Genomic DNA, 19,580 nt, shown 5'->3' on the forward strand with positions numbered 1-19,580 from the left:
CCCCCCCCCCCCCCCCCCCCCCCCCCCCCCCCCCCCCCCCCCCCCCCCCCCCCCCCCCCCCCCCCCCCCCCCCCCCCCCCCCCCCCCCCCCCCCCCCCCCCCCCCCCCCCCCCCTTTCTAGTCGTCGGCAGCGTCAGATGTGTATAAGAGACAGCTCCATGACTGGGGCGTGATTGCAGCCGCTTTCGGCTATATCGGCTTTTTGTTCCTGGTGGCGAGCCATGGCGACCGCCGTTCCCAGGCGCGGGCCGGCCGTGCCTCCGGCCTGATCTACCCGCTCTCGCTCGCGATCTACTGCACCTCCTGGACCTTCTTCGGCTCGGTCGGCTTCGCCACCCGCACCTCGACCGACTTCCTCGCGATCTATGTCGGCCCGGTCCTGATGATCGGGATCGGCACCGGCATCCTGCGCCGCGTGATCCAGCTCGCCAAGGCGCAGAACATCACCTCGATCGCCGACTTCATCGGCGCGCGCTACGGCAAGAACCAGGCGGTGGCGGCGACGGTCGCGCTGATCGCGATCATCGGCTCGGTGCCCTATATCGCCCTGCAACTGAAGGCCGTCGCCTCCTCGCTCGAAACCATCTTGAGCGAAGACCAGGCCTTCTCCCACATCCCGATCCTCGGCGACATGGCGCTGATGGTGACACTGGCGATGGCGGCCTTCGCCGTGCTGTTCGGCACGCGCCAGACCGACGCCACCGAGCATCAGCACGGATTGATGCTCGCGGTCGCCACCGAATCCATCGTCAAGCTGGTGGCGTTCCTCGCCGCCGGTGCCTTCGTCACCTTCTGGATGTTCTCGCCGCACGAATTGATCGAGCGCGCGATGAAGACGCCGGAGGCGGTACGCGCTATCGACTATTCGCCCTCGATCGGCAACTTCCTCACCATGACACTGCTGTCGTTCTGTGCGGTCATGCTGTTGCCGCGCCAGTTCCACGTCAGCGTGGTGGAGAATTCGTCCGATGCCGAGGTCAGCCGCGCCCGCTGGCTGTTCCCGCTCTATCTCGTCGCCATCAACGTGTTCGTGATCCCGATCGCGCTCGCCGGCCTCGTGACCTTCCCGTTCGGCGCAATCGACCCCGACATGTACGTGCTGGCGCTGCCGATGGAGGGCGGCAGCGACCTGCTCAGCGTCGCCATCTTCGTCGGCGGATTGTCGGCGGCGACCGCGATGGTGATCGTGGAATGCGTCGCGCTCTCCATCATGGTCTCCAACGACCTGGTGGTGCCGCTGGTGCTGAAGCGGCGGCCCGAGGGCCGGGCCGGCGCCACGGATTTCATCGACTTCCTGCTGCGCTCGCGGCGGCTTGCGATCTTCGCCATCATGGTGATGGCCTATTTCTATTATCGCGCGCTCGGCAACACCCAGCTCGCAGCGATTGGCCTTCTGTCCTTTGCCGCCATCGCCCAGCTTGCGCCGAGCTTCTTCGGCGGCCTGTTGTGGCGGCGCGCCACCGCGCGCGGCGCCATCGGCGGCATGCTGGTCGGCTTCGCCGTGTGGCTCTACACGCTATTCCTGCCGAGCTTCCTCGACTCCTCGACCTCGGGGATCCTGCTGCTCCAGCATGGTCCGTTCGGCATCGAGGCGTTGCGGCCGCAGGCGCTGTTCGGCGCCGACCTGCCGCCGCTGCTGCACGGCGTCGCCTGGTCGCTGTCGCTCAATATCCTCACCTACGTGCTGCTCTCGCTGGCGCGCCAGCCGAGCTCGATCGAGCTCGTGCAGGGCGACCTGTTCGTCCCCAACACGCTCGCGCCGATCGCGCCGAATTTCCGCCGCTGGCGTACCACCGTCACCGTGCAGGACATCCAGAGCACGGTCGCGCAATATCTCGGTCCCGAACGCGCGCGGCAATCCTTCGAGGCCTTTGCAGCGCGTCGCAATGTGCGGCTCGAGGCCGGGGCGCCGGCCGATTTCGAGCTGCTGCAGCATGCCGAGCACATGATCGCATCCTCGATCGGAGCGGCCTCCTCGCGCCTCGTGATGTCGCTCCTGCTGCGTAAGCGGACCGTGTCGGCAAAAGCCGCGCTGAAGCTGCTCGACGATTCCCATGCGGCACTGCATTTCAACCGCGAGATCCTCCAGACCGCGCTCAACCACGTGCGCCAGGGCATCGCGGTGTTCGACGAGGACCTGCAGCTGATCTGCTCGAACCGGCAGTTCGGCGAATTGCTGAGCGTGCCGCCGCACTTCATCCAGTTCGGCACGCCGCTGCGGGAGATCCTGGAGTTCATGGGCGCCGGCAACCCGGCGGAGGTCGGCGACCACGAGGCGATGCTGGCGCGGCGGCTCGTCGCCTATACGACCGACAGCGCGCCGTATCTGGAGCGCCTGCCCGATCGCCATATGGTGATCGAGGTCCTGACCAATCGCATGCCCGGCGGCGGCTTCGTCATCACCTTCACCGACGTCACCCCCACCTTCGAGGCGGCGGAGGCGCTGGAGCGCGCCAACGCGACGCTGGAGAAGCGGGTGCGCGACCGCACCGAGGAACTGACCCGGCTCAACTCGGAGCTGGCGCAGGCGAAGAGCACCGCCGAAGACGCCAACATTTCCAAGACGCGCTTCCTCGCGGCGGCGAGCCACGACATCCTCCAGCCGCTGAACGCCGCGCGCCTCTATGCCACCAGCCTGGTCGAGCGCCAGCATGGCGGCGAGGAGACGCGGCTGGTCGAGAACATCGACGAATCGCTGCAGGCGATCGAGGAGATCCTGGGCGCGCTGCTCGACATCTCGCGGCTCGATGCGGGCGCCATGACGACCTCGATCTCGAGCTTCAAGATCGGTGACCTGATGCGGTCGCTGGAGATCGAGTTCGCACCGATCGCGCGCGCCAAGGGCTTGCGGCTGACCTTCATGCCCTGCTCGCTGGCGGTCAAATCGGACCGGCTGCTGCTGCGGCGCCTGCTCCAGAACCTGATCTCCAACGCGATCAAATATACGCCGCGCGGGCGTGTGCTGGTCGGCTGCCGCCGCCAGGGGGCCTCGCTGAAGGTCTGCGTCTACGACACCGGCGTCGGCATCCCCGCCGTGAAGCGCAGCGAGATCTTCAAGGAATTCCATCGCCTCGAACAGGGCGCGCGGATCGCGCGCGGCCTGGGGCTGGGCCTGTCGATCGTCGAGCGCCTGGCGCGCGTGCTCAAGCACGGCATCGCCATCGACGCCAATGCCAGCGGCGGCTCGATGTTCTCGGTGACGGTGCCGACCGCGAAGGCGGCGACCCATACCGCAGCCGTGACCAGCGCCACGCCGCTCGCGCGCGCCCCGATTGCCGGCGCGCTGATCGTATGCATCGAGAACGACGCGGCGATCCTCGACGGCATGCGCACGCTGCTGAAAGCCTGGGACGCCGAGGTCATCGCGGTCGCCGATCCGGAAGGAGCGATCAGTGCGATCGAGGCGGCCGGTCGCAACGTGACGGGCCTGCTCGTCGACTATCATCTCGACCGCGGCAACGGCATCGCCGCCATCCGCGACATCCGCCGCCGCTTCGGCGACAACATTCCGGCGATCCTGATCACCGCCGACCGCAGCCCGGCCGTGCAGGTCGCCGCGCGCGAGGAGCAGATCGCGGTGCTGAACAAGCCGGTGAAGCCGGCTTCGCTACGGGCTCTTCTCGGACAGTGGCGCACGCAGCAGATGGTGGCCGCGGAGTAGCGCGACTTTAGCCGGCGCACCGCCTAAATCCGTCATGCTGAGGAGGCCGCGTAGCGGCCGACTCGAAGCACGACGGCCCAAGTGGGGCCGTTCATCCTTCGAGGCTCGCTACGCGAGCGCCTCAGGATGACGGAACTGGCAGCCGCACCCGCCCTACTCCGTCGGCGTGCCCTGCTTCCACTGGCCGCCGGCGATCTTGGCGGCGGCGATCACGGCCTGGGTGCGGCTCTCGACGCCAAGCTTTTGCAGGATCGCGGAGACGTGGGCCTTGATGGTCGCCTCGGAGACGCCGAGTTCATAGGCGATCTGCTTGTTGAGAAGACCTTCCGACAGCATCATCAGCACCCGCACCTGCTGCGGCGTCAGCGTCACAAGGCGGTCGCGCAGCCGCATCATGTCGGGATCGGCGGCGGAGTTGAGGTCGATATCCGGCGGCACCCAGACGTCGCCGTCCATCACCTTCAGGATCGCATCACGCAGGGTCTCGACGCCGAACCGCTTGGGAATGAAACCGGAAGCGCCGAAGTCGAGGGAACGGCGGATCGTGGCGCTGTCGTCGGACGCCGAGACGATGACGACGGGGATCGCCGGATATTGCGCGCGCAGATAGATCAGGCCGGAAAAGCCCGAGATCCCGGGCATCGAAAGGTCGAGCAGGACCAGGTCGACGTCGGAATCCTGCTCCAGGAGCTTGGTCAGGTCTTCGAACGATCCGGCCTCGTCGACCCTCGCCGAGGTCAGAACGCCGGCCACGGCCTGACGCAGCGCATCGCGAAACAGGGGATGGTCATCGGCGATGACGAGGCGGGTTGCGGGAGCGTTCATCGATCTCTTGCTGTCGTTGCGGTCGGGGCCAATGAGCCAGGCCCCGGCGGGTCAATTCTTCCCCGAGCGGCCGTGGCATGCAAGCCCACATTATCCCTTTGCGGCAAAGGGGTTAATCCCGATCTTCTACCTCCCGCCGTATTGGTGCCAGCACCCGTCAGCCACCTGTCAGTGCAAAAGGCCGAAAGTCGTATTGGGGCCTGTTTCACGGCGATGTTACCTTCGGGCCAAGCCCGAGGCTGTCCGGCTGCGTCCGGACAGCCCGGGAGCGAGGAAACGATTTTCGGGGAGCCTATTCAACATGACGACCATGACTGTGTCCCGTGCTGGCGCAGGAGGGATGACGAAGGACGAACGGTTCGTCATTCTCGCCTCTTCGCTCGGCACCGTCTTCGAGTGGTACGATTTTTACCTCTATGGTTCGCTCGCCGGCATCATCGGCCTTCAATTCTTCTCGGATTATCCGCCGGCGACCCGTGACATCTTCGCCTTGCTGGCCTTCGCGGCGGGCTTCCTGGTGCGCCCGTTCGGCGCCATCGTGTTCGGCCGCGTCGGCGACATCGTCGGCCGCAAATACACCTTCCTCGTCACCATCCTGATCATGGGTCTGTCGACCTTCATCGTCGGCCTGTTGCCGAACGCGGCGACGATCGGCTTCGCAGCTCCGGTGATCCTGATCGCACTGCGCCTCGCCCAGGGTCTCGCGCTCGGCGGCGAGTATGGCGGTGCGGCGACCTACGTCGCCGAGCACGCGCCGAACGGCAAGCGCGGCTACTACACCTCCTTCATCCAGACCACCGCAACACTCGGCCTGTTCCTGTCGCTGCTGGTGATCCTGTTCACCCGCACGGCGACCGGCGAAGCCGAGTTCGCCAAGTGGGGCTGGCGTATTCCTTTCCTGGTCTCGGTGCTCCTGCTTGGCGTCTCGGTCTGGATCCGGCTGCGCCTCAATGAATCGCCGATCTTCCAGAAGATGAAGGATGAAGGAAAGAGCTCGAAGGCGCCGCTGACGGAGGCCTTCGCCAACTGGCAGAACGGCAAGCTCGTGCTGCTCGCTCTGCTCGGCGGCACCATGGGCCAGGGCGTGGTCTGGTACACCGGCCAGTTCTATGCGCTGTTCTTCCTGCAATCGATCCTGAAGGTCGACGGCTACACCGCCAACCTGCTGATCGCCTGGTCGCTGCTGTTCGGCACCGGCTTCTTCGTAGTGTTCGGTGCGCTGTCCGACAAGATCGGCCGCAAGCCGATCATCCTCGGCGGCTGCCTGATCGCGGCGCTGACCTTCTTCCCGATCTTCAAGATGATCACCACCAACGCCAACCCGGCGCTGGAAAAGGCGATCGAATCGGGCAAGGTCGAGGTGTGGGCGGATCCCGCGGGTTGCGGCGACCTGTTCAACCCGGTCGGCACCCGCGTCTTCACCGCACCTTGCGACACCGCGCGCGCGTTCCTGTCCCAGTCGTCGGTCAAGTACGTGACGATGCCCGGCGCTGCCGGCTCCGGCGTCAAGGTCGTCGTCAACGGCAAGGAAGTGCCCTACGCCAACGCCAAGGACAGCAACCCGGCCGTCCTCGCGGCGGTGCAGGCAGCCGGTTATCCCAAGGCAGGCGACCCCGGCATCGTGAAGATGGCGCATCCGTTCGACATCTTCCGTCCGCAGGTGGCAGCGATCATCGGCTTGCTGTTCATCCTGGTGATCTTCGTCACCATGGTCTACGGGCCGATCGCGGCGATGCTGGTCGAACTATTCCCGACCAAGATTCGCTACACCTCGATGTCGCTGCCCTACCACATCGGCAACGGCTGGTTCGGCGGCCTGCTGCCGGCGACCGCATTTGCGATCGTGGCCTCGACCGGCGACATCTATGCCGGCCTCTGGTACCCGATCGTGTTCGCGGTGATCACCGCGGTGGTCGGCTTCCTGTTCCTGCCCGAGACCAAGGACGTCGACATCAAGGCGACCTGATCGCGGACTGCCGTCGGCCCGCCGCCGACGTCAACCAGCAGCAAACCGGCCGCGAAATCCGCGGCCGGTTTTGTTTTGTCGGTACACATTGCTCAGTTCGCCTGGCCGATGAATTGCAGCACGATTTCGCGCCTGTGCGGCTGTGTACGATGCTCGATCAGATAGATCGCCTGCCAGGTCACGAGTGCGAGGGCGCCATTCAGCACCGGCACCTGGAGCGATGTCCCGGTCAGCATGGTCCTGATATGCGCCGGCATGTCGTCGGGGCCCTCGGTGTCATGCACCCAGCCGGCATTTTCCGGCGCGAGCCGTGACAGCGCCGTGGTGAGATCGACGAGCACCGAAGGATCGGCATTCTCCTGGATCGTCAGTGATGCCGACGTATGACGGATGAACAGCGCCAGCGCCCCCTCGCGCGCGCGAATGTCACGCACGAATTTCGCCGCCTCCGCCGTGAGATCGATGAAACCGCGGCGTGAGGTGTGCACTGTCAGCAACGATGTGCTGATCGTAGTGGCCTGCACCGTCGATGGCGCGGAGCTCGTGGTCGATGTCATGAACGACTTTCGTTACGTCGTCCTGGCGAAAGCCAGGACCCACTACCCCGAATGCTTGTGATCGAGAAAGGTGGCAACGCACACCGAAAAAAATAGAGAGGCCGCGGAGTATCGCGACGAGCGCATGCGCTCGCGCGGAGGTCGTGGCTGTCGCCAGGACGACTCAACGGGGTCCTCAAATCTTCCCGGACACATCCCTCTGCACGCGGTTGGCCATCTCGATCAACCGCCGCCAGGCGCGCTCCAGGAACGAAACCACGCGGTCGACGTCCTGATCGCTCGGCAGCGGGACCTCGATCTTGCGATCGTTCTCCGCGGCTTTCGGCTCGGCTTTCTTCAGCGAGTCGGATTTCGGCAACGCGTCGTCGATCTTGCCGGAGACGGTCGGCCCGGTGGCCAACTGCCCCTTCAGCTTCTCGAGTTCGGCCTGCAGGCGACCGATCTCGGCATCGAGCGCGGAGCGCTCGTCCGGCACGGCGTAGCAGGCCCAGCCTGCCCCGTTGTTCGAGCAGGTGGACACGACCCCGGTGCGCGTATCGAGCCGTAACACGCCGTCCGGGGTCGGCGTCATGGTGTAGCGGCCGTTCTCGCTGTCGGGCGCCGCCTGCGCGAACACGAGACCGCCGCCCGCCGCGAGCGCCACGGCAATGACGGTCCCCCGAAACCATGATGCTGATGACGTCGCTGACCTCATGGCGCTGCTCCGTCGGAAGATGATGTGACCCGCTGCAATCCTACACCTCGCGCGCGAAAAACGCGCCCGCGAGATGACGATTTCCGCACCTGCTTCGATATCCGCGGAGCCGCCAAATCCGCGCCAGACCCACCGATTGGGACGCGAGCTGCTGCGGTGCGGCGTCACGCTGTGCGTAGCGCCGGAGAACGCAGCGATATCTCAAGCAAGATCAACGAGATAAACGAAAACGACGCGATCGTGACTTGGCTTGACTTGATTATGTGCGGTCAGTATGGTCCGCGCGGCTTTCGAGGGTGGCGGGCGTAATTTCCATTCAACCGCGGCGTTTCGGGTCTTCGTTGCATGGGTACGGGCACGGGGCACGGCGAGAATGGAAATGGCGATAAATCGCCTGAGGAGGCTGCGCTTTCCGCAAGGCTCGGAAGTCTTAATCAGCGGTTGTCCGAATTTCGCGACCGCAGGATCAAGACCGAGCAACCCGCAGGTGAAGGTGGAGACGAAGCGGCCAGAGCCTCGGCGATGGCGCTCGGTTTCCGGCTATCCTCCGAGTTGATCGCCGGGGTCATTGTCGGAGCGGGGATTGGCTGGGGGTTCGACCGCTTGCTGTCGACGTCGCCTTTCGGATTTATCGTGTTCACGCTGCTCGGCTTCGTGGCTGGCGTGGTGAACGTGGTGAGATCGGCGGGCGCGGGTCAAAACAGGCGCAGTGGTTCGTAGCCCCTCTGGCCAGAGGAATTGATCGTGCCGGCCTCGCCGGTACGGGCCGGCCCGGCCGGCTGACCGAGACCAGCCGGCTTGCCCGGCAGACCGAGAGATGCCGCGCGGATGAAAATCGACCCGATCCATCAGTTCAATATCGAGCCTCTCTTCACGATCGGCCATATCGGCAACCACACGATCGCCTTCACCAATTCGTCGCTCTACATGCTGGTGGCGGTGGCGGTGATCTCGATCCTGATGCTTGCCAGCGGCACGCAGCTCGTCCCCGGGCGCCTGCAGTCGATCGCCGAGATCTCCTACGAATTCGTCGCCTCGACCATCCGTTCGACGGCCGGCGCGGAAGGCATGAAGTTCTTCCCGCTGATCTTCTCGCTGTTCATGTTCATCTGCGTCTCGAACCTGGTCGGCATCATCCCCTACACCTTCACGGTCTCGAGCCACCTGATCGTCACCGTGGGGCTGGCGCTGCTGGTCTTCTTCACCGTGCTGATCTACGGCGTCGCCAAGAACGGCCTGAAATTCTTTTCGATTTTCGTTCCGCACGGCGTCCCCGGCTACATCCTTCCGCTGGTCATGTTCATCGAGATCCTGTCGTTCTTCCTGCGGCCGGTCTCTCACAGCATTCGTCTGTTTGCCAACATGCTGGCCGGCCATATCGCGCTGAAGGTGTTCGCGGGCTTCGTCGCCATGCTGGGCTTCTCGCTCGGTGCCATCGGCTGGGTCGGCGGCGTGCTGCCGCTGGCGCTTACGATCGCGCTGTACGCCCTCGAGATTCTGGTCGCGTTTCTGCAAGCCTATGTGTTTGCGATCCTGACCTGCATCTACCTCAACGACGCCATTCATCCGGGACACTGAGCGGTCCGGGGAATTTCCACCCACACCCCAATCTTTCTTCCAAGGAGTCTAAAATGGATCCGGCAGCAGCAAAACTTATCGGCGCGGGCATCGCGTGCATCGGCATGGGCGGTGCGGGCGTCGGCGTGGGCGTGATCTTCGGCAACTACCTCGCCGCAGCCGTTCGCAATCCGTCGGCCGCCCAGGGCCAGTTCGGCAACCTGATCTTCGGCTTCGCCGTGACCGAAGCGCTCGGCATCTTCTCGCTGCTGATCGCGCTGCTTCTGCTGTTCGTTTTCTAAGAACGACCTCTTTCGCGCCGCTTCATCCGAAGCGGCGCGTGACAGCAACGGGAGTACTCCATGGCCGAGAGTCATGGCGGGGCGAAAAGTCCGGCGGCGGGCGCCCACACCGAGGCCGAAGGCGGTCACGGTGGCGGCTTTCCGCCGTTCGAGAGCAGCACCTTTGCTTCGCAGCTGGTGTCGCTCGCGATCTTTTTCGTCGTGCTTTATGTGATCGTGTCCAAGCTCGCTCTGCCGAAGGTCGGCGGCGCGATCGAAGCGCGTCAGAACAAGATCGAGGGTGACCTCACCGAGGCGCAGGCGCTGAAGGACCAGTCCGACGCGGCGCTGAAGGCCTATGAAACCGAGCTCGCTTCGGCGCGCACGCGTGCACAGGCGATCGGCAACGAATCCCGCGATAAGGCGAATGCGCAGGCGGAAGCCGAGCGCAAAGCCCTGGAAGAGCAGCTTGCGGCTAAGCTCGCCGAGGCGGAAAAGACCATCGCCTCGACCCGCACGACCGCCATGAGCAACGTCCGCGGCATCGCGGCCGATGCCGCTGGCCAGATCGTGCAGCAACTCGCCGGCGTCGTTCCGGATGCGGCGTCGGTCAATGCCGCCGTTGATGCGTCCTTGAAGGGTTAGTCGATATGTTCTTCGATCCTGAAACCTGGGTCGCCGTCGCCTTCGTGATCCTGATGGTCGTGTTCGGCTATCTCGGGGTCTTCAAGTCGGCGCTGACGGCTCTGGATCATCGTGCCGAGCGCATCAAGGCCGAGCTCGACGACGCCCTGCGCCTCAAGCAGGAGGCTGCCAAGGTGCTCGCCGACTATAAGGCGCGCAGTGCCACCGCAGAGCGCGAGGCTGCCGACATCATCGCCAACGCCAAGGCCGAAGCCGAGCGCATCGCGACTGAGGCCAAGGCGAAGATGGAAGACTTCGTCGCCCGCCGCACCAAGACCGCGGAGAGCAAGATCGCGCTCGCCGAGGCCCAGGCGCTCGCCGACGTCCGCGCCGCAGCCGCCGAGGCCGCCGTCCAGGCCGCCTCAACGATCCTGTCGCAGTCGGTCAAGGGCCAGGTCGCCGACGACCTCCTTGCCAAGGGCATCACCGAGGTTCGGCAGAAGCTGAACTGAGGCAAGCGTCCTCGAAAATCAAAAAGCCGGCGCGATGAGCGCCGGCTTTTTTGTTGGCTGATTGGTCCGTCCAAAAACTGGATGTCATCGCCCGGCGCGACCGGGCGATCCGGTATTCCAGCGGCGGTGAATGATACGGCAGGGCCGCGGCGTACTGGATGCCCCGGTCAAGCCGTGGCATGACGGCGTGTTAATTGTCGTCGCCTACTTCCTCTTCTTCGGCGCCGCCTTCGTTGATCCCGACAACGCCTGCGGATCGAAGCCGACGTAGAAGATGTAGGAATCGGCGGCCGCGCCCGACGGCACCGGATAGACCATGTCTTCGGCGACGAAGGTGAAGGGCACGCTGCCGTCCTCGGACATCGCCACCGTGGTGCGATAGGCCTTCGACCCGATCACCTTCTCGCCGACGCCGCCCTGCACCACCGCTACGCGAAGCGGAATCTCGACGGACGACGGCGCACCGGCGGGGCCCGCGACGATCCGGCCCTGAATGCCGATCCGCGCGGTGATCTCGCTGCCGTTACGGACGCATTCGCGCGCCATCTTGGTGATCGAGGCCTGGTAGCGCACGTCGTTGCCGACCGCCTGCTTGCCAGGGGCGGCCACGGCATAGGTGGACGCGCCCGCGCGCACCGTGACCGGAGGGCACTCGACCTCGGCCTGGCCGTCGGCCGGCTGGCCGGGTGCCGGCGTCGTGGTCTGGGCCGGCGGCTCGTCCGAGGAGCCGCCAAACAGGCTCTTGAAGCGGTCGCTCAGCGACTGCGCCGCCGCAGGCGAAGCCGCCGCGACCACGATCGACAACGCCAGCGCGATCACCGGACCTCGCCGCAGCGCGGTCTGCGAGGACCGAAGCTCTCTCACCTTCAAGGGACCATACTCCATGACAATGTCCCGGCAGATCGCCGGCCTGCTGCGCGTTATATCGCCAAAATCGGCGAACCCAAGGCACACGACAAGACACACGACAGGGCAAATTTCGGCTTGGTTAGCCGCGGAAATCCTCGTGCAGAAGGCCAAACAGCAGATGGTCCTGCCAGACCCCATTGATGCAGAGATAGCGGCGCGCCAGCCCCTCGCGGGAGAAGCCGCACTTCTCCAGGACCCGGATCGACGGCGCATTGGTGGGGATGCAGGCCGCCTCCACCCGGTGCAGATTGAGCTCGCCGAACAGGGTCGGCAGCAGGACCCGCAGCGCCGCGGTCATGTAGCCGCGATGGGCGTAGGACTGCCCGACCCAGTAGCCGATCGTGCCGGCCTGGACGATGCCGCGGCGGACATTGGCCAGCGTAATGCCGCCGACCATGGCGCTGTCGAGCTCCCGGAAGATCAGGAACGGATAGGACCGATCCGCGGCAATATCCTCGGCGTAGCGACGCAGGCGCCGGCGGAAGCCCGAGCGGGTGAGATCATCCGACGGCCAGATCGGCTCCCAGGGGGTCAGGTAGTCGCGGCTTCCCTCGCGCAGATGCGCCCATTGCAGAAAGTCCGACATCTGCGGCGCGCGCAACAGCAGTCCGTTGCCACGTGGGGCGAGGGCGGCAGGTCCACTGGACGGCAAGCGAAAAAGAGCCATGTGATGCTTCCCGGGGCCGCGATATGAGCCCTACTGGCACAGCTCCTAGTGGAGCCTTGCCCTGGCTCGCGCCCGGGTCAATCCTTCCGCAAAAGACACCGCCGTGTCCAGACCCCTGCCGCTGCCCAATGCAACGACCGCGGGGCGGCTCCGCGATAATAGCGCTCGTGCTGCATTTCGCGTGGATTCGACGCTCACGGCGTCGATTCGAGCCACCAGTTCCTGCACGGTCTGGGGCCGTCCATAGGCCAGCACATGCCGCGCGAGCTGCTCGGCGCGCGAAGAGCAGCTCTCCAGCGCCATCAGCAGGCCCGCCTTCATCTGGGCTTTTGCACGCGCGATCTCGGCTTCGGTCAGCGTTTCCACCGAATCATTGATGATGTCGACGACGACCTCCATCATCTCCGGCGCATCTGCCGGATCGGTGCCGGTATAGAGCCCGAAGAAGCCGGTATCGGTATAGGGTGCGTGGAAGCTGTAGATCGAGTAGCACAGCCCGCGCTTCTCCCGCACCTCCTGGAACAGCCGCGACGACATCCCCCCGCCGAGCACGTTAGTGAAGACCTGCAGCGAGAACAGCGACGGGTCGGTCTGCGGCACGCCTTCCAGCGCCAGCGTCAGGTGCGCTTGCTCGAGCTCTCGATGCACCACCTTCGCCCCGCCCTTGCCGAACATCGCTGGCGCGGGCTTCGGTCCTGGCGTCGCCTCGAAACTGGCAAACCGCTTCTCGACCTCGTCCACCACCTGGCGGTGATCGACCGCGCCTGCGGCGGCCACCACCATGTCCGGACCGCGATAATGCGTGGTGAGATAGCCGCGCAGCGTGTCGCGGTTGAAGGCGCGCAGTGTCTTGGCGGTGCCGAGCAGTGAGCGGCCCATCGCCTGGTCGGGATAGCAGAGCTCGTTGAGATGCTCGAACACGACGTCGTCGGGCGTGTCCTGGGCCGCGCCGATCTCCTGCACGATGACGTTCTTCTCACGCTCGAGCTCGTCCGGCTCGAAGGCGGGATTGGCGAGGATGTCGGCGAGCACATCGAGCGCCAGCGGCACGTCGGCCTTCATCACCCGCGCGTAGTAGGACGTCGTCTCGGTCGAGGTGCCGGCGTTGAGATCGCCGCCGACCGCCTCGATCTCCTCGACGATCTCGCGCGAGGAGCGCCGGGTCGTCCCCTTGAACGCCATGTGCTCGAGCAGGTGCGAGATGCCGTGCTCGTTCGGCTTCTCGTCGCGGCCGCCGACTCCGGCCCAGACGCCGAGCGCGGCGGTCTCGAGATGGGGCATGTTGTCCGTGACGACGGTGAGGCCGGAAGCAAGCTTGGATATCTCGACGCTCATCCGGCAACTCCCTGCTTTGCGGCCCGGCTGACCGACAACACGAACCGCTCCACCTCGGCCTGATCGTTCTTCATCACCTTCATGTGTTCGGATTTGGTCATCAAGCCGTCGAGCCAGGCCGGCAATTGCGGCCGCATGCTGCAGGCGGCCTCGACCGCGTCGGGGAATTTTGCGGGATGCGCGGTGGACAGCACGATGTTGGGTACCGTGGTGTCCGTGGTGTCGCGATCGGCCACGGCGAGAGCCACCGCGGTATGGGGATCGACCAACTCGCCGGCCTCGCGCCAGGCGGCGCGAATCGCAGCCGAGGTTTCGGTCTCGTCCGCGCGGCCTGCATCGAACTCCTCGCGGATCGCAGCGAGCGTGGCGTCGGGCAGCACGAAACGTCCCGACTGCTTCAGCGAGTCCATCATCCGGCGAACGCCGGCCGCATCGCGCCGTCCCGCCTCGAACATCAGCCGCTCGAAATTCGAGGAGATCTGGATGTCCATCGACGGCGACGCGGTGGCATGCACCTCGCGCACCTCGTAGATCCCGGTCTTGAGCGTGCGCGCCAGGATGTCGTTGACATTGGCGGCGATGCGCAAGGTGCGCACCGGAAGCCCCATGCGCTTGGCAACGAAGCCTGCAAAGATGTCGCCGAAATTACCGGTCGGCACGGTGAAATCGACCTGCCGTGCCGGCGCGCCGACCGCGACCGCCGAAGTGAAATAGTAGACCACCTGCGCCACGATGCGCGCCCAGTTGATCGAGTTGACGCCGGACAGCGCGACATTGTCGCGGAAGCGGTGATGGTTGAACATCCCCTTCACCAGCGCCTGGCAATCGTCGAACGTGCCTTCGATGGCGAGCGCATGCACGTTGGCCGCGCCCGTCGTCGTCATCATGCGCTGCTGCACGTTGGAGACGCGGTTGTGCGGAAACAGCACGATGAGGTCGACATTCTCCAGACCCGCGAAGGCTTCGACGGCGGCGCCGCCGGTATCGCCGGAGGTCGCGACCGCGATGGTGGTGCGCTGGCCACGCTTGGCGAGGACGTGATCCATCAGCCGCGAGATCAGCTGCATCGCGACGTCCTTGAAGGCGAGCGTCGGACCGTGAAACAGCTCCAGCACGAATTGATGCGGCGACATCTGGCGCAGCGGCACCACGGCCGGGTGGCGGAAGGTGGCGTAGGCTTCGTTCGCCATGCGGCCGAGATCGGCATCCGAGATCTCACCGCCGGTGAACGGGCGGATCACATCGACTGCGACCTCCCAATAGGGGCGGCCGAAGAATCCGGCGATCGTCTCTGGCGAAAGCTGCGGCCAGTCGCGGGGCACATAGAGGCCGCCGTCGCGGGCAAGCCCGGTCAGCATCACGTCGCAGAAGCCAAGCTCGGGGGCCTCGCCCCGGGTGGAGATATATCGAGTCAAACCGCCCTCCAAAGGTCGGCCGAACGCCTAAACCTTTGATTTTAAATGAAGTTACTTTGTTTTGCCGTAGCCAGCTCGGCGGCACCATAGAGCGTTTTGCAGCACGGGGAAACCGCTTCCCGTGTCGCGCCCGGCCTCACGCGCTGCAAGAAAAAGGGCTGCGGCGATGCCGCAGCCCTCTCCTGGAAGGGTCTGTCGTTACGTGTGCAGACCTGTTTTATCCGCGTTCGGAGGCCGCTTCGCGAGCCAAGGCCTCGTCAGATCATTCGCCGTGAGCTTTTGGTCGGGTGTCATCTCATCGTCAAGGTCAAAAACGGTCTGCGCGGGAGAACGTTCCAAATTTTCCCGCTCGCCCGCAAAGCTCGCTGATTGCGGATTGCACCGTGCTTTGACACACGACGCGATGGGCCTGCCAACTTTTCCCGGCGCCGAGGCGGGGCCGTCCGGCGCGGGCGGCCAGGTTCAGTTCATCCCGATCGCCACCGCGATCCGGATCAGGTCGGAGTGGTTTTTCGCGCCAAGCTTCTGCTTCAGCAGCGACGTGGTGTTGGCGACGGTCTTGTAGGAGATGCCGAGCGCTTCGGCGACCTCGACGATCTTGTCGCCGCGCCCGAGCAGCCGCAGGATTTCCAGTTCCCGCGGCGTCATCTGCGAGGCCGGATTGGCCTTGATCGCCGCGCCGGAGAAGGTCACGGCCTCCGCGAGCTGCGGCGAGATGAAATTGTCGCCCGCCGCGACCTTGCGCACCGCCTTGACCAGGACCTTGATATCGTCGCCCTTGGAGACATAGCCCTGCGCGCCCATCTCGACTGCACGGACCACGAAGGCGGGATCGTCATTGGTGCTGAGCATGATGATCTTGGCGTCCGGATCATCCTTGCGGATGCGGCGCATCAACTCGAAGCCGGAGACGTCGGGCAGGCTGATGTCGATCAGGGTGACGTCGGGACGCTTGCTGACGAAGGCGCGGTGACCGGACTTTGCGTCACTCGCCTCATCGATTCGGATCGAGTGATCCGAGGCGAACAACGATCTGCAACCGAAGACGACGACCGGATGGTCGTCGACGATCAATATCCGCGTGGCCGGCTTGACGACGTCTTGCATTGTCCTTGCTCGCTTTCCTCAACAGATAAGCCAGCGGGAACAAATGGAAAGAGCGAAAATACCACCAGCGTTAGAATTTAACTAAACGGAGGAGACCCTATGTACGTTTAGCTGCGCCCGTCTGCATATTTGGCGACACTGGGCCATGCCGGGTCAGCAGGCAGAGCAGTCCATCGGATTCTCCCGCGCGGGCCCGCAGACGGTTCGGGAAATCTTGCCATCGGCGCTGAAGTCGAAGCTGGCGCGGATGCGCAACGAGCCGGCGATCGAATATTCGAGCTCGATGCCCTGCGGCGCAGGACTGATGTCTTCCAGGCCAAATCCGGCAGAGGAGAGTGCGCCGAGCCGCGATCCCCAATAGGCTTCGAGCTCGCTGCGGCCGCGGTAGAGATGCGTGTCTCCGCATTGGCATTCGAGGCTGGCATCATCGGTATAGAGATCGATCAGCGACCTGAGGTCGCCCTTGCGACAGGCGTCCAGCCAGTCGACGACAATGCCCATCTGGTCGAAATCACTCACGCGTCCATCCCGATCTGCTCACGCGAATTCGTTTCGCGGCTTATGGCTACAGTCGTGAATGGACGCTGAATGGTAAAGCCCGGAAGATTGCGGGTTCCTTCTCGGAAACCGCGGCAGATCAGTTGCGCCGCCGTCCCCTCACCCACACACCGAATGCGATCAGCACCGCGCCCGCGAGCGCGAACCACGTGATTGCGTATTGCAGGTGATCGTCCTTCAGATGCACGTCGAGCGGTCCGGGGCGCGGGATGCCGTTCTCGGGCGCAGGCTGTTCCAGGTCGATGTAGAACGGTGCGACCGTGCCCCAGCCGAGCGCGCTCGCCATCAGATGCTGATCGCGGACGAACCACAGCCGCTTGGTGCGATTCTCCGCGGGCGTGAGCCAGCCCGCCTGTTCCGGAAAACGCAAATATCCGGTGAGCGCCACCTGCTCGCCAGTGATGAGCTTGGTTACAGCACGGTCCTCGACGGACCGATCCTGCATCGTATTCTCGACGAAGCCGGCATCGATCACGATCATCTCGCCAGTCGGCAGCCGCGCCGGCAGGAAGGCCCAAGTGCCGGGGCCGGAGGCGTCCTTGCGCACGGCCGAGCCGGAGCTGTAGACCATGGCGTCGGGAAGCGGCGCATAGGTCGCCGTGAAGCTGACACGGCGAAACTCGTCATTGGCCGCGTTGAGCGTGCTCCACTGCGCAGGCGGCGGCAGCGCGACAGGCGGCGCCGCAAGCCGCTCGGTCAGCGCTGCGATCAACTGATGCTTGGCGACGCGGCGCTGCAATTGCCAGACACCGAGCGCGACGAAGGCTGCGATCATGGCGAGCGTGAACAGACCAAAGCCCGCCAGGCCGCGACGGCGCGTCGCTATCCCGTTCATTTCGCGCGATCGACCAATCGGCCCGGCGCTGCCTTGTGGTGGAACTGCAGCGCGATCAACAGCGACTTCATCGACCGCAGCGGCAACAGCGTGGTGACGAGGATCAGCGGCAGCCACAGCGCCGCGTGCAGCCAGAACGGCGGCTGGTACTTGACCTCGACGATCAGTGCGCAGGCTACCACGATGGCACCGGCCAGCATGATGATGAAGATCGCCGGCCCGTCACCGGAGTCGATGAAAGCGTAATCGAGGCCACAGACCTCACATGACGGAGCCAGCGTGAGGAAGCCCGCGTAGAGCTTGCCCTGTCCGCAGCGCGGGCATTTGCAGGCAAGTCCGCGCATCGCGCTCTGCAGAACGGTCGTGGGAGGATACTCGGTCATGCACTTTCCTTCGCCTCACCACACCTTAAGCAAAAGGGGCGGCCGATCAGGCCGCCCCTTTATATCACGATCGACCGGGGTTTAATGCGCGCCGTGGGCCATGGTCTCGGCGCCGCGACCCCAGACGTAGATGCAGATGAACAGGAACAGCCAGACCACGTCGACGAAGTGCCAGTACCAGGCGGCGAACTCGAAGCCGAGGTGCTGCTTCGGCGTGAAATGACCTGCATAGGCGCGCGCCAGGCACACGATCAGGAACACGGTGCCGACCAGCACGTGGAAACCATGGAAGCCGGTCGCCATGAAGAAGGTCGCACCGTAGACGTTGCCGGCGAAGGAGAACGCCGCGTGGCTGTACTCATAGGCCTGCACGCAGGTGAAGGTCGCGCCCAGGAGGATGGTGAGGATCAGACCGTATTTGAGGCCCTGGCGGTCATTCTCCAGCAGCGCATGGTGCGCCCAGGTCGCGGTGGTGCCGGAGGTCAGCAGGATCAGCGTATTGAGCAGCGGCAGATGCCAGGGATCGAAGGTCTCGATGCCGTGCGGCGGCCAGGTGCCGGGCACGCTGCAGGCGCCCATCTGCGTGCCGAGGCCGCAGCCGAACACCGCATCGCGCGTGGCGTGGACGGGGTCGGCAGGGAACAGCGCCGCGTTGAAGAAGGCCCAGAACCAGGCGACGAAGAACATCACCTCGGAGGCGATGAACAGGATCATGCCGTAGCGATGGTGCAGCTGCACGACGCGGGTGTGATCGCCCTTGTACTGGGCTTCCTTGATCACATCGCCCCACCAGCTCGCCATGGTGTAGAGCACACCGATGGTGCCGACGCCGAAGATGATCGGCGCGGCCGCGAGCATATGGTGCATCCAGGTGATGGCACCGAGTGCCATGATGAAAGCCGAGACCGAGCCGACGGCCGGCCACGGAGACGGATCGACCAGATGATAGTCGTGATGCTTGCCTTGCGCGGTCGCCATTTCCGTCTCTCTCCTTAGCCCGTGCCTGTCAGGCACTTATCCCCTTTAATTCCAATCCCCGGATCTGAGCCCGGCGATCAAAGATTGCCTTTGCGCTTGTCGTCCTCGCCGGAGGCGATCGGCTTCACCGTCGGCTCGCGCACCGGATAGAACGTATAGGACAGCGTGATCGTGCCCAGCCCGTCATTGTCGTGGTCACCGATGATCGACGGATCGACGTAGAACACCACGGGCATCTCGCGCTTCTCGCCGGGCGCCATGGTCTGCTCGGTGAAGCAGAAGCAGTTGATCTTCTGGAAATAGGATCCGACCGTCAGCGGCGCGACGTTGTAAGCCGCCTGGCCTGCGGTGGTGCGCGCGGCCTGGTTGGTCACGGTGTAGTAGATAGTCGTGACCTGACCGATATTGACCTCGATCTCGGTCTGCTCCGGCTCGAACTTCCAGGGCAGGCCCGGCGCGACGTTGGCGTCGAAGCGCACCGCTATCTTGCGCGCGATCGGACCGGCCGTCGGCGCAGAGGTCGCGACCTGGGTGGTGCCGTTGAAGCCGGTGGCGCGGCAGAACCAGTTGTAGAACGGCACGGCCGCATAGGATGCGCCGACCATCAGCGCGACCACGGCGCCGCAGATCGAGGCGACCAGCGCGTCGCGGCCAAGGCCACGGCGCTTTTTCGCCGTCTGGCTCTCATCCCGCGATATGGTCGGCTTCTGATCCAT

General features: G+C 64.9%; 20 protein-coding genes. 7 read left to right on the forward strand and 13 right to left on the reverse strand.

What is annotated here, in order from left to right:
* Nucleotides 1–139: 139 nt before the first annotated feature.
* The gene (locus ACV1FX_RS21485; RefSeq protein ID WP_473119554.1) at nucleotides 140–3,661 is read left to right on the forward strand and encodes a PAS domain-containing hybrid sensor histidine kinase/response regulator; all 3,522 of its coding nucleotides are present in this window, start codon (nucleotides 140–142) and stop codon (nucleotides 3,659–3,661) included.
* Nucleotides 3,662–3,814: 153 nt separating this feature from the next.
* Here the strand turns inward: ACV1FX_RS21485 and ACV1FX_RS21490 are convergent, their stop codons facing one another.
* Nucleotides 3,815–4,486 (reverse strand): response regulator transcription factor, encoded by a 672-nt coding sequence (locus ACV1FX_RS21490; RefSeq protein ID WP_473119555.1) that lies wholly within the window; start codon nucleotides 4,484–4,486, stop codon nucleotides 3,815–3,817.
* Between the two features lie 340 nt (nucleotides 4,487–4,826).
* Here ACV1FX_RS21490 and ACV1FX_RS21495 point away from each other — a divergent pair, with 340 nt between their 5' ends.
* On the forward strand, nucleotides 4,827–6,452 hold the full coding sequence (locus tag ACV1FX_RS21495) for an MFS transporter (RefSeq protein ID WP_473119706.1): 1,626 nt from the start codon (nucleotides 4,827–4,829) through the stop codon (nucleotides 6,450–6,452).
* Between the two features lie 92 nt (nucleotides 6,453–6,544).
* Here ACV1FX_RS21495 and ACV1FX_RS21500 read toward each other — a convergent pair whose 3' ends face one another.
* Nucleotides 6,545–7,009 carry a secondary thiamine-phosphate synthase enzyme YjbQ gene (locus ACV1FX_RS21500; protein ID WP_473119556.1) on the reverse strand — a complete coding sequence of 155 codons (465 nt, stop codon included), beginning with the start codon at nucleotides 7,007–7,009 and terminating at the stop codon, nucleotides 6,545–6,547.
* Between the two features lie 175 nt (nucleotides 7,010–7,184).
* Entirely contained in the window at nucleotides 7,185–7,703 is a 519-nt protein-coding gene (locus ACV1FX_RS21505; protein WP_473119557.1) for a hypothetical protein, read from the reverse strand.
* A gap of 345 nt (nucleotides 7,704–8,048) precedes the next feature.
* On the opposite strand from ACV1FX_RS21505, the gene ACV1FX_RS21510 reads away from it, so the two are divergent.
* From ACV1FX_RS21510 to ACV1FX_RS21530, 5 genes are all read left to right on the forward strand, one after another.
* Nucleotides 8,049–8,423, forward strand: coding sequence for an AtpZ/AtpI family protein (locus ACV1FX_RS21510; RefSeq protein WP_473119558.1), 375 nt, complete (start codon nucleotides 8,049–8,051; stop codon nucleotides 8,421–8,423).
* A gap of 108 nt (nucleotides 8,424–8,531) precedes the next feature.
* A complete protein-coding gene (locus ACV1FX_RS21515) occupies nucleotides 8,532–9,281 on the forward strand; it encodes a F0F1 ATP synthase subunit A (RefSeq protein ID WP_473119559.1) in 750 nt (249 codons plus the stop codon).
* Nucleotides 9,282–9,334: 53 nt separating this feature from the next.
* The gene (locus ACV1FX_RS21520; protein ID WP_018643436.1) at nucleotides 9,335–9,562 is read left to right on the forward strand and encodes a F0F1 ATP synthase subunit C; all 228 of its coding nucleotides are present in this window, start codon (nucleotides 9,335–9,337) and stop codon (nucleotides 9,560–9,562) included.
* Between the two features lie 60 nt (nucleotides 9,563–9,622).
* The gene (locus tag ACV1FX_RS21525; RefSeq protein ID WP_473119560.1) at nucleotides 9,623–10,186 is read left to right on the forward strand and encodes a F0F1 ATP synthase subunit B family protein; all 564 of its coding nucleotides are present in this window, start codon (nucleotides 9,623–9,625) and stop codon (nucleotides 10,184–10,186) included.
* A 5-nt stretch (nucleotides 10,187–10,191) separates the two neighbouring features.
* Nucleotides 10,192–10,677, forward strand: a complete 486-nt coding sequence (locus ACV1FX_RS21530; protein ID WP_473119561.1) for a F0F1 ATP synthase subunit B family protein — start codon at nucleotides 10,192–10,194, stop codon at nucleotides 10,675–10,677.
* Nucleotides 10,678–10,881: 204 nt separating this feature from the next.
* Here the strand turns inward: ACV1FX_RS21530 and ACV1FX_RS21535 are convergent, their stop codons facing one another.
* The 10 genes from ACV1FX_RS21535 to ACV1FX_RS21580 form a co-directional block, all read right to left on the reverse strand.
* On the reverse strand, nucleotides 10,882–11,562 hold the full coding sequence (locus ACV1FX_RS21535; RefSeq protein ID WP_473119562.1) for a hypothetical protein: 681 nt from the start codon (nucleotides 11,560–11,562) through the stop codon (nucleotides 10,882–10,884).
* 103 nt (nucleotides 11,563–11,665) lie between these two features.
* On the reverse strand, nucleotides 11,666–12,253 hold the full coding sequence (locus ACV1FX_RS21540; RefSeq protein WP_473119563.1) for a GNAT family N-acetyltransferase: 588 nt from the start codon (nucleotides 12,251–12,253) through the stop codon (nucleotides 11,666–11,668).
* Between the two features lie 45 nt (nucleotides 12,254–12,298).
* Nucleotides 12,299–13,588 (reverse strand): M16 family metallopeptidase, encoded by a 1,290-nt coding sequence (locus ACV1FX_RS21545; protein ID WP_473119564.1) that lies wholly within the window; start codon nucleotides 13,586–13,588, stop codon nucleotides 12,299–12,301.
* The gene (gene thrC / locus ACV1FX_RS21550) at nucleotides 13,585–15,003 is read right to left on the reverse strand and encodes a threonine synthase (protein ID WP_473119565.1); all 1,419 of its coding nucleotides are present in this window, start codon (nucleotides 15,001–15,003) and stop codon (nucleotides 13,585–13,587) included. Before thrC ends, ACV1FX_RS21545 begins: the two co-directional genes overlap by 4 nt.
* Nucleotides 15,004–15,465: 462 nt before the next feature.
* Nucleotides 15,466–16,110: a response regulator transcription factor gene (locus tag ACV1FX_RS21555; RefSeq protein WP_473119566.1), complete on the reverse strand. Its 645-nt coding sequence runs from the start codon at nucleotides 16,108–16,110 to the stop codon at nucleotides 15,466–15,468.
* A 153-nt stretch (nucleotides 16,111–16,263) separates the two neighbouring features.
* A complete protein-coding gene (locus tag ACV1FX_RS21560; RefSeq protein WP_473119567.1) occupies nucleotides 16,264–16,629 on the reverse strand; it encodes a nuclear transport factor 2 family protein in 366 nt (121 codons plus the stop codon).
* 118 nt (nucleotides 16,630–16,747) lie between these two features.
* Nucleotides 16,748–17,503 carry an SURF1 family protein gene (locus ACV1FX_RS21565; protein ID WP_473119568.1) on the reverse strand — a complete coding sequence of 252 codons (756 nt, stop codon included), beginning with the start codon at nucleotides 17,501–17,503 and terminating at the stop codon, nucleotides 16,748–16,750.
* The gene (locus tag ACV1FX_RS21570; protein WP_473119569.1) at nucleotides 17,500–17,886 is read right to left on the reverse strand and encodes a DUF983 domain-containing protein; all 387 of its coding nucleotides are present in this window, start codon (nucleotides 17,884–17,886) and stop codon (nucleotides 17,500–17,502) included. The genes ACV1FX_RS21565 and ACV1FX_RS21570 overlap by 4 nt, the downstream gene beginning before the upstream one ends.
* An 81-nt stretch (nucleotides 17,887–17,967) precedes the next feature.
* Nucleotides 17,968–18,864: a cytochrome c oxidase subunit 3 gene (locus tag ACV1FX_RS21575; RefSeq protein WP_473119570.1), complete on the reverse strand. Its 897-nt coding sequence runs from the start codon at nucleotides 18,862–18,864 to the stop codon at nucleotides 17,968–17,970.
* A 77-nt stretch (nucleotides 18,865–18,941) separates the two neighbouring features.
* Nucleotides 18,942–19,580, reverse strand: a complete 639-nt coding sequence (locus tag ACV1FX_RS21580; RefSeq protein ID WP_473119571.1) for a cytochrome c oxidase assembly protein — start codon at nucleotides 19,578–19,580, stop codon at nucleotides 18,942–18,944.

This window comes from Bradyrhizobium ingae (genome assembly GCF_055791185.1).

Excerpts from the sequence above, each read along its gene's own strand:
- ACV1FX_RS21575 (WP_473119570.1), bottom strand. The coding sequence starts at position 18,864 with ATGGCGACCGCGCAAGGCAAGCATCACGACTATCATCTGGTCGATCCG.
- ACV1FX_RS21570 (WP_473119569.1), bottom strand. The coding sequence starts at position 17,886 with ATGACCGAGTATCCTCCCACGACCGTTCTGCAGAGCGCGATGCGCGGA.
- ACV1FX_RS21565 (WP_473119568.1), bottom strand. The coding sequence starts at position 17,503 with ATGAACGGGATAGCGACGCGCCGTCGCGGCCTGGCGGGCTTTGGTCTG.
- ACV1FX_RS21545 (WP_473119564.1), bottom strand. The coding sequence starts at position 13,588 with ATGAGCGTCGAGATATCCAAGCTTGCTTCCGGCCTCACCGTCGTCACG.
- ACV1FX_RS21555 (WP_473119566.1), bottom strand. The coding sequence starts at position 16,110 with ATGCAAGACGTCGTCAAGCCGGCCACGCGGATATTGATCGTCGACGAC.
- ACV1FX_RS21535 (WP_473119562.1), bottom strand. The coding sequence starts at position 11,562 with ATGGAGTATGGTCCCTTGAAGGTGAGAGAGCTTCGGTCCTCGCAGACC.
- ACV1FX_RS21525 (WP_473119560.1), top strand. The coding sequence starts at position 9,623 with ATGGCCGAGAGTCATGGCGGGGCGAAAAGTCCGGCGGCGGGCGCCCAC.
- ACV1FX_RS21520 (WP_018643436.1), top strand. The coding sequence starts at position 9,335 with ATGGATCCGGCAGCAGCAAAACTTATCGGCGCGGGCATCGCGTGCATC.
- ACV1FX_RS21530 (WP_473119561.1), top strand. The coding sequence starts at position 10,192 with ATGTTCTTCGATCCTGAAACCTGGGTCGCCGTCGCCTTCGTGATCCTG.
- ACV1FX_RS21540 (WP_473119563.1), bottom strand. The coding sequence starts at position 12,253 with ATGGCTCTTTTTCGCTTGCCGTCCAGTGGACCTGCCGCCCTCGCCCCA.
- ACV1FX_RS21495 (WP_473119706.1), top strand. The coding sequence starts at position 4,827 with ATGACGAAGGACGAACGGTTCGTCATTCTCGCCTCTTCGCTCGGCACC.
- ACV1FX_RS21510 (WP_473119558.1), top strand. The coding sequence starts at position 8,049 with ATGGGTACGGGCACGGGGCACGGCGAGAATGGAAATGGCGATAAATCG.
- ACV1FX_RS21580 (WP_473119571.1), bottom strand. The coding sequence starts at position 19,580 with ATGGATCAGAAGCCGACCATATCGCGGGATGAGAGCCAGACGGCGAAA.
- ACV1FX_RS21505 (WP_473119557.1), bottom strand. The coding sequence starts at position 7,703 with ATGAGGTCAGCGACGTCATCAGCATCATGGTTTCGGGGGACCGTCATT.
- ACV1FX_RS21515 (WP_473119559.1), top strand. The coding sequence starts at position 8,532 with ATGAAAATCGACCCGATCCATCAGTTCAATATCGAGCCTCTCTTCACG.
- ACV1FX_RS21500 (WP_473119556.1), bottom strand. The coding sequence starts at position 7,009 with ATGACATCGACCACGAGCTCCGCGCCATCGACGGTGCAGGCCACTACG.
- ACV1FX_RS21490 (WP_473119555.1), bottom strand. The coding sequence starts at position 4,486 with ATGAACGCTCCCGCAACCCGCCTCGTCATCGCCGATGACCATCCCCTG.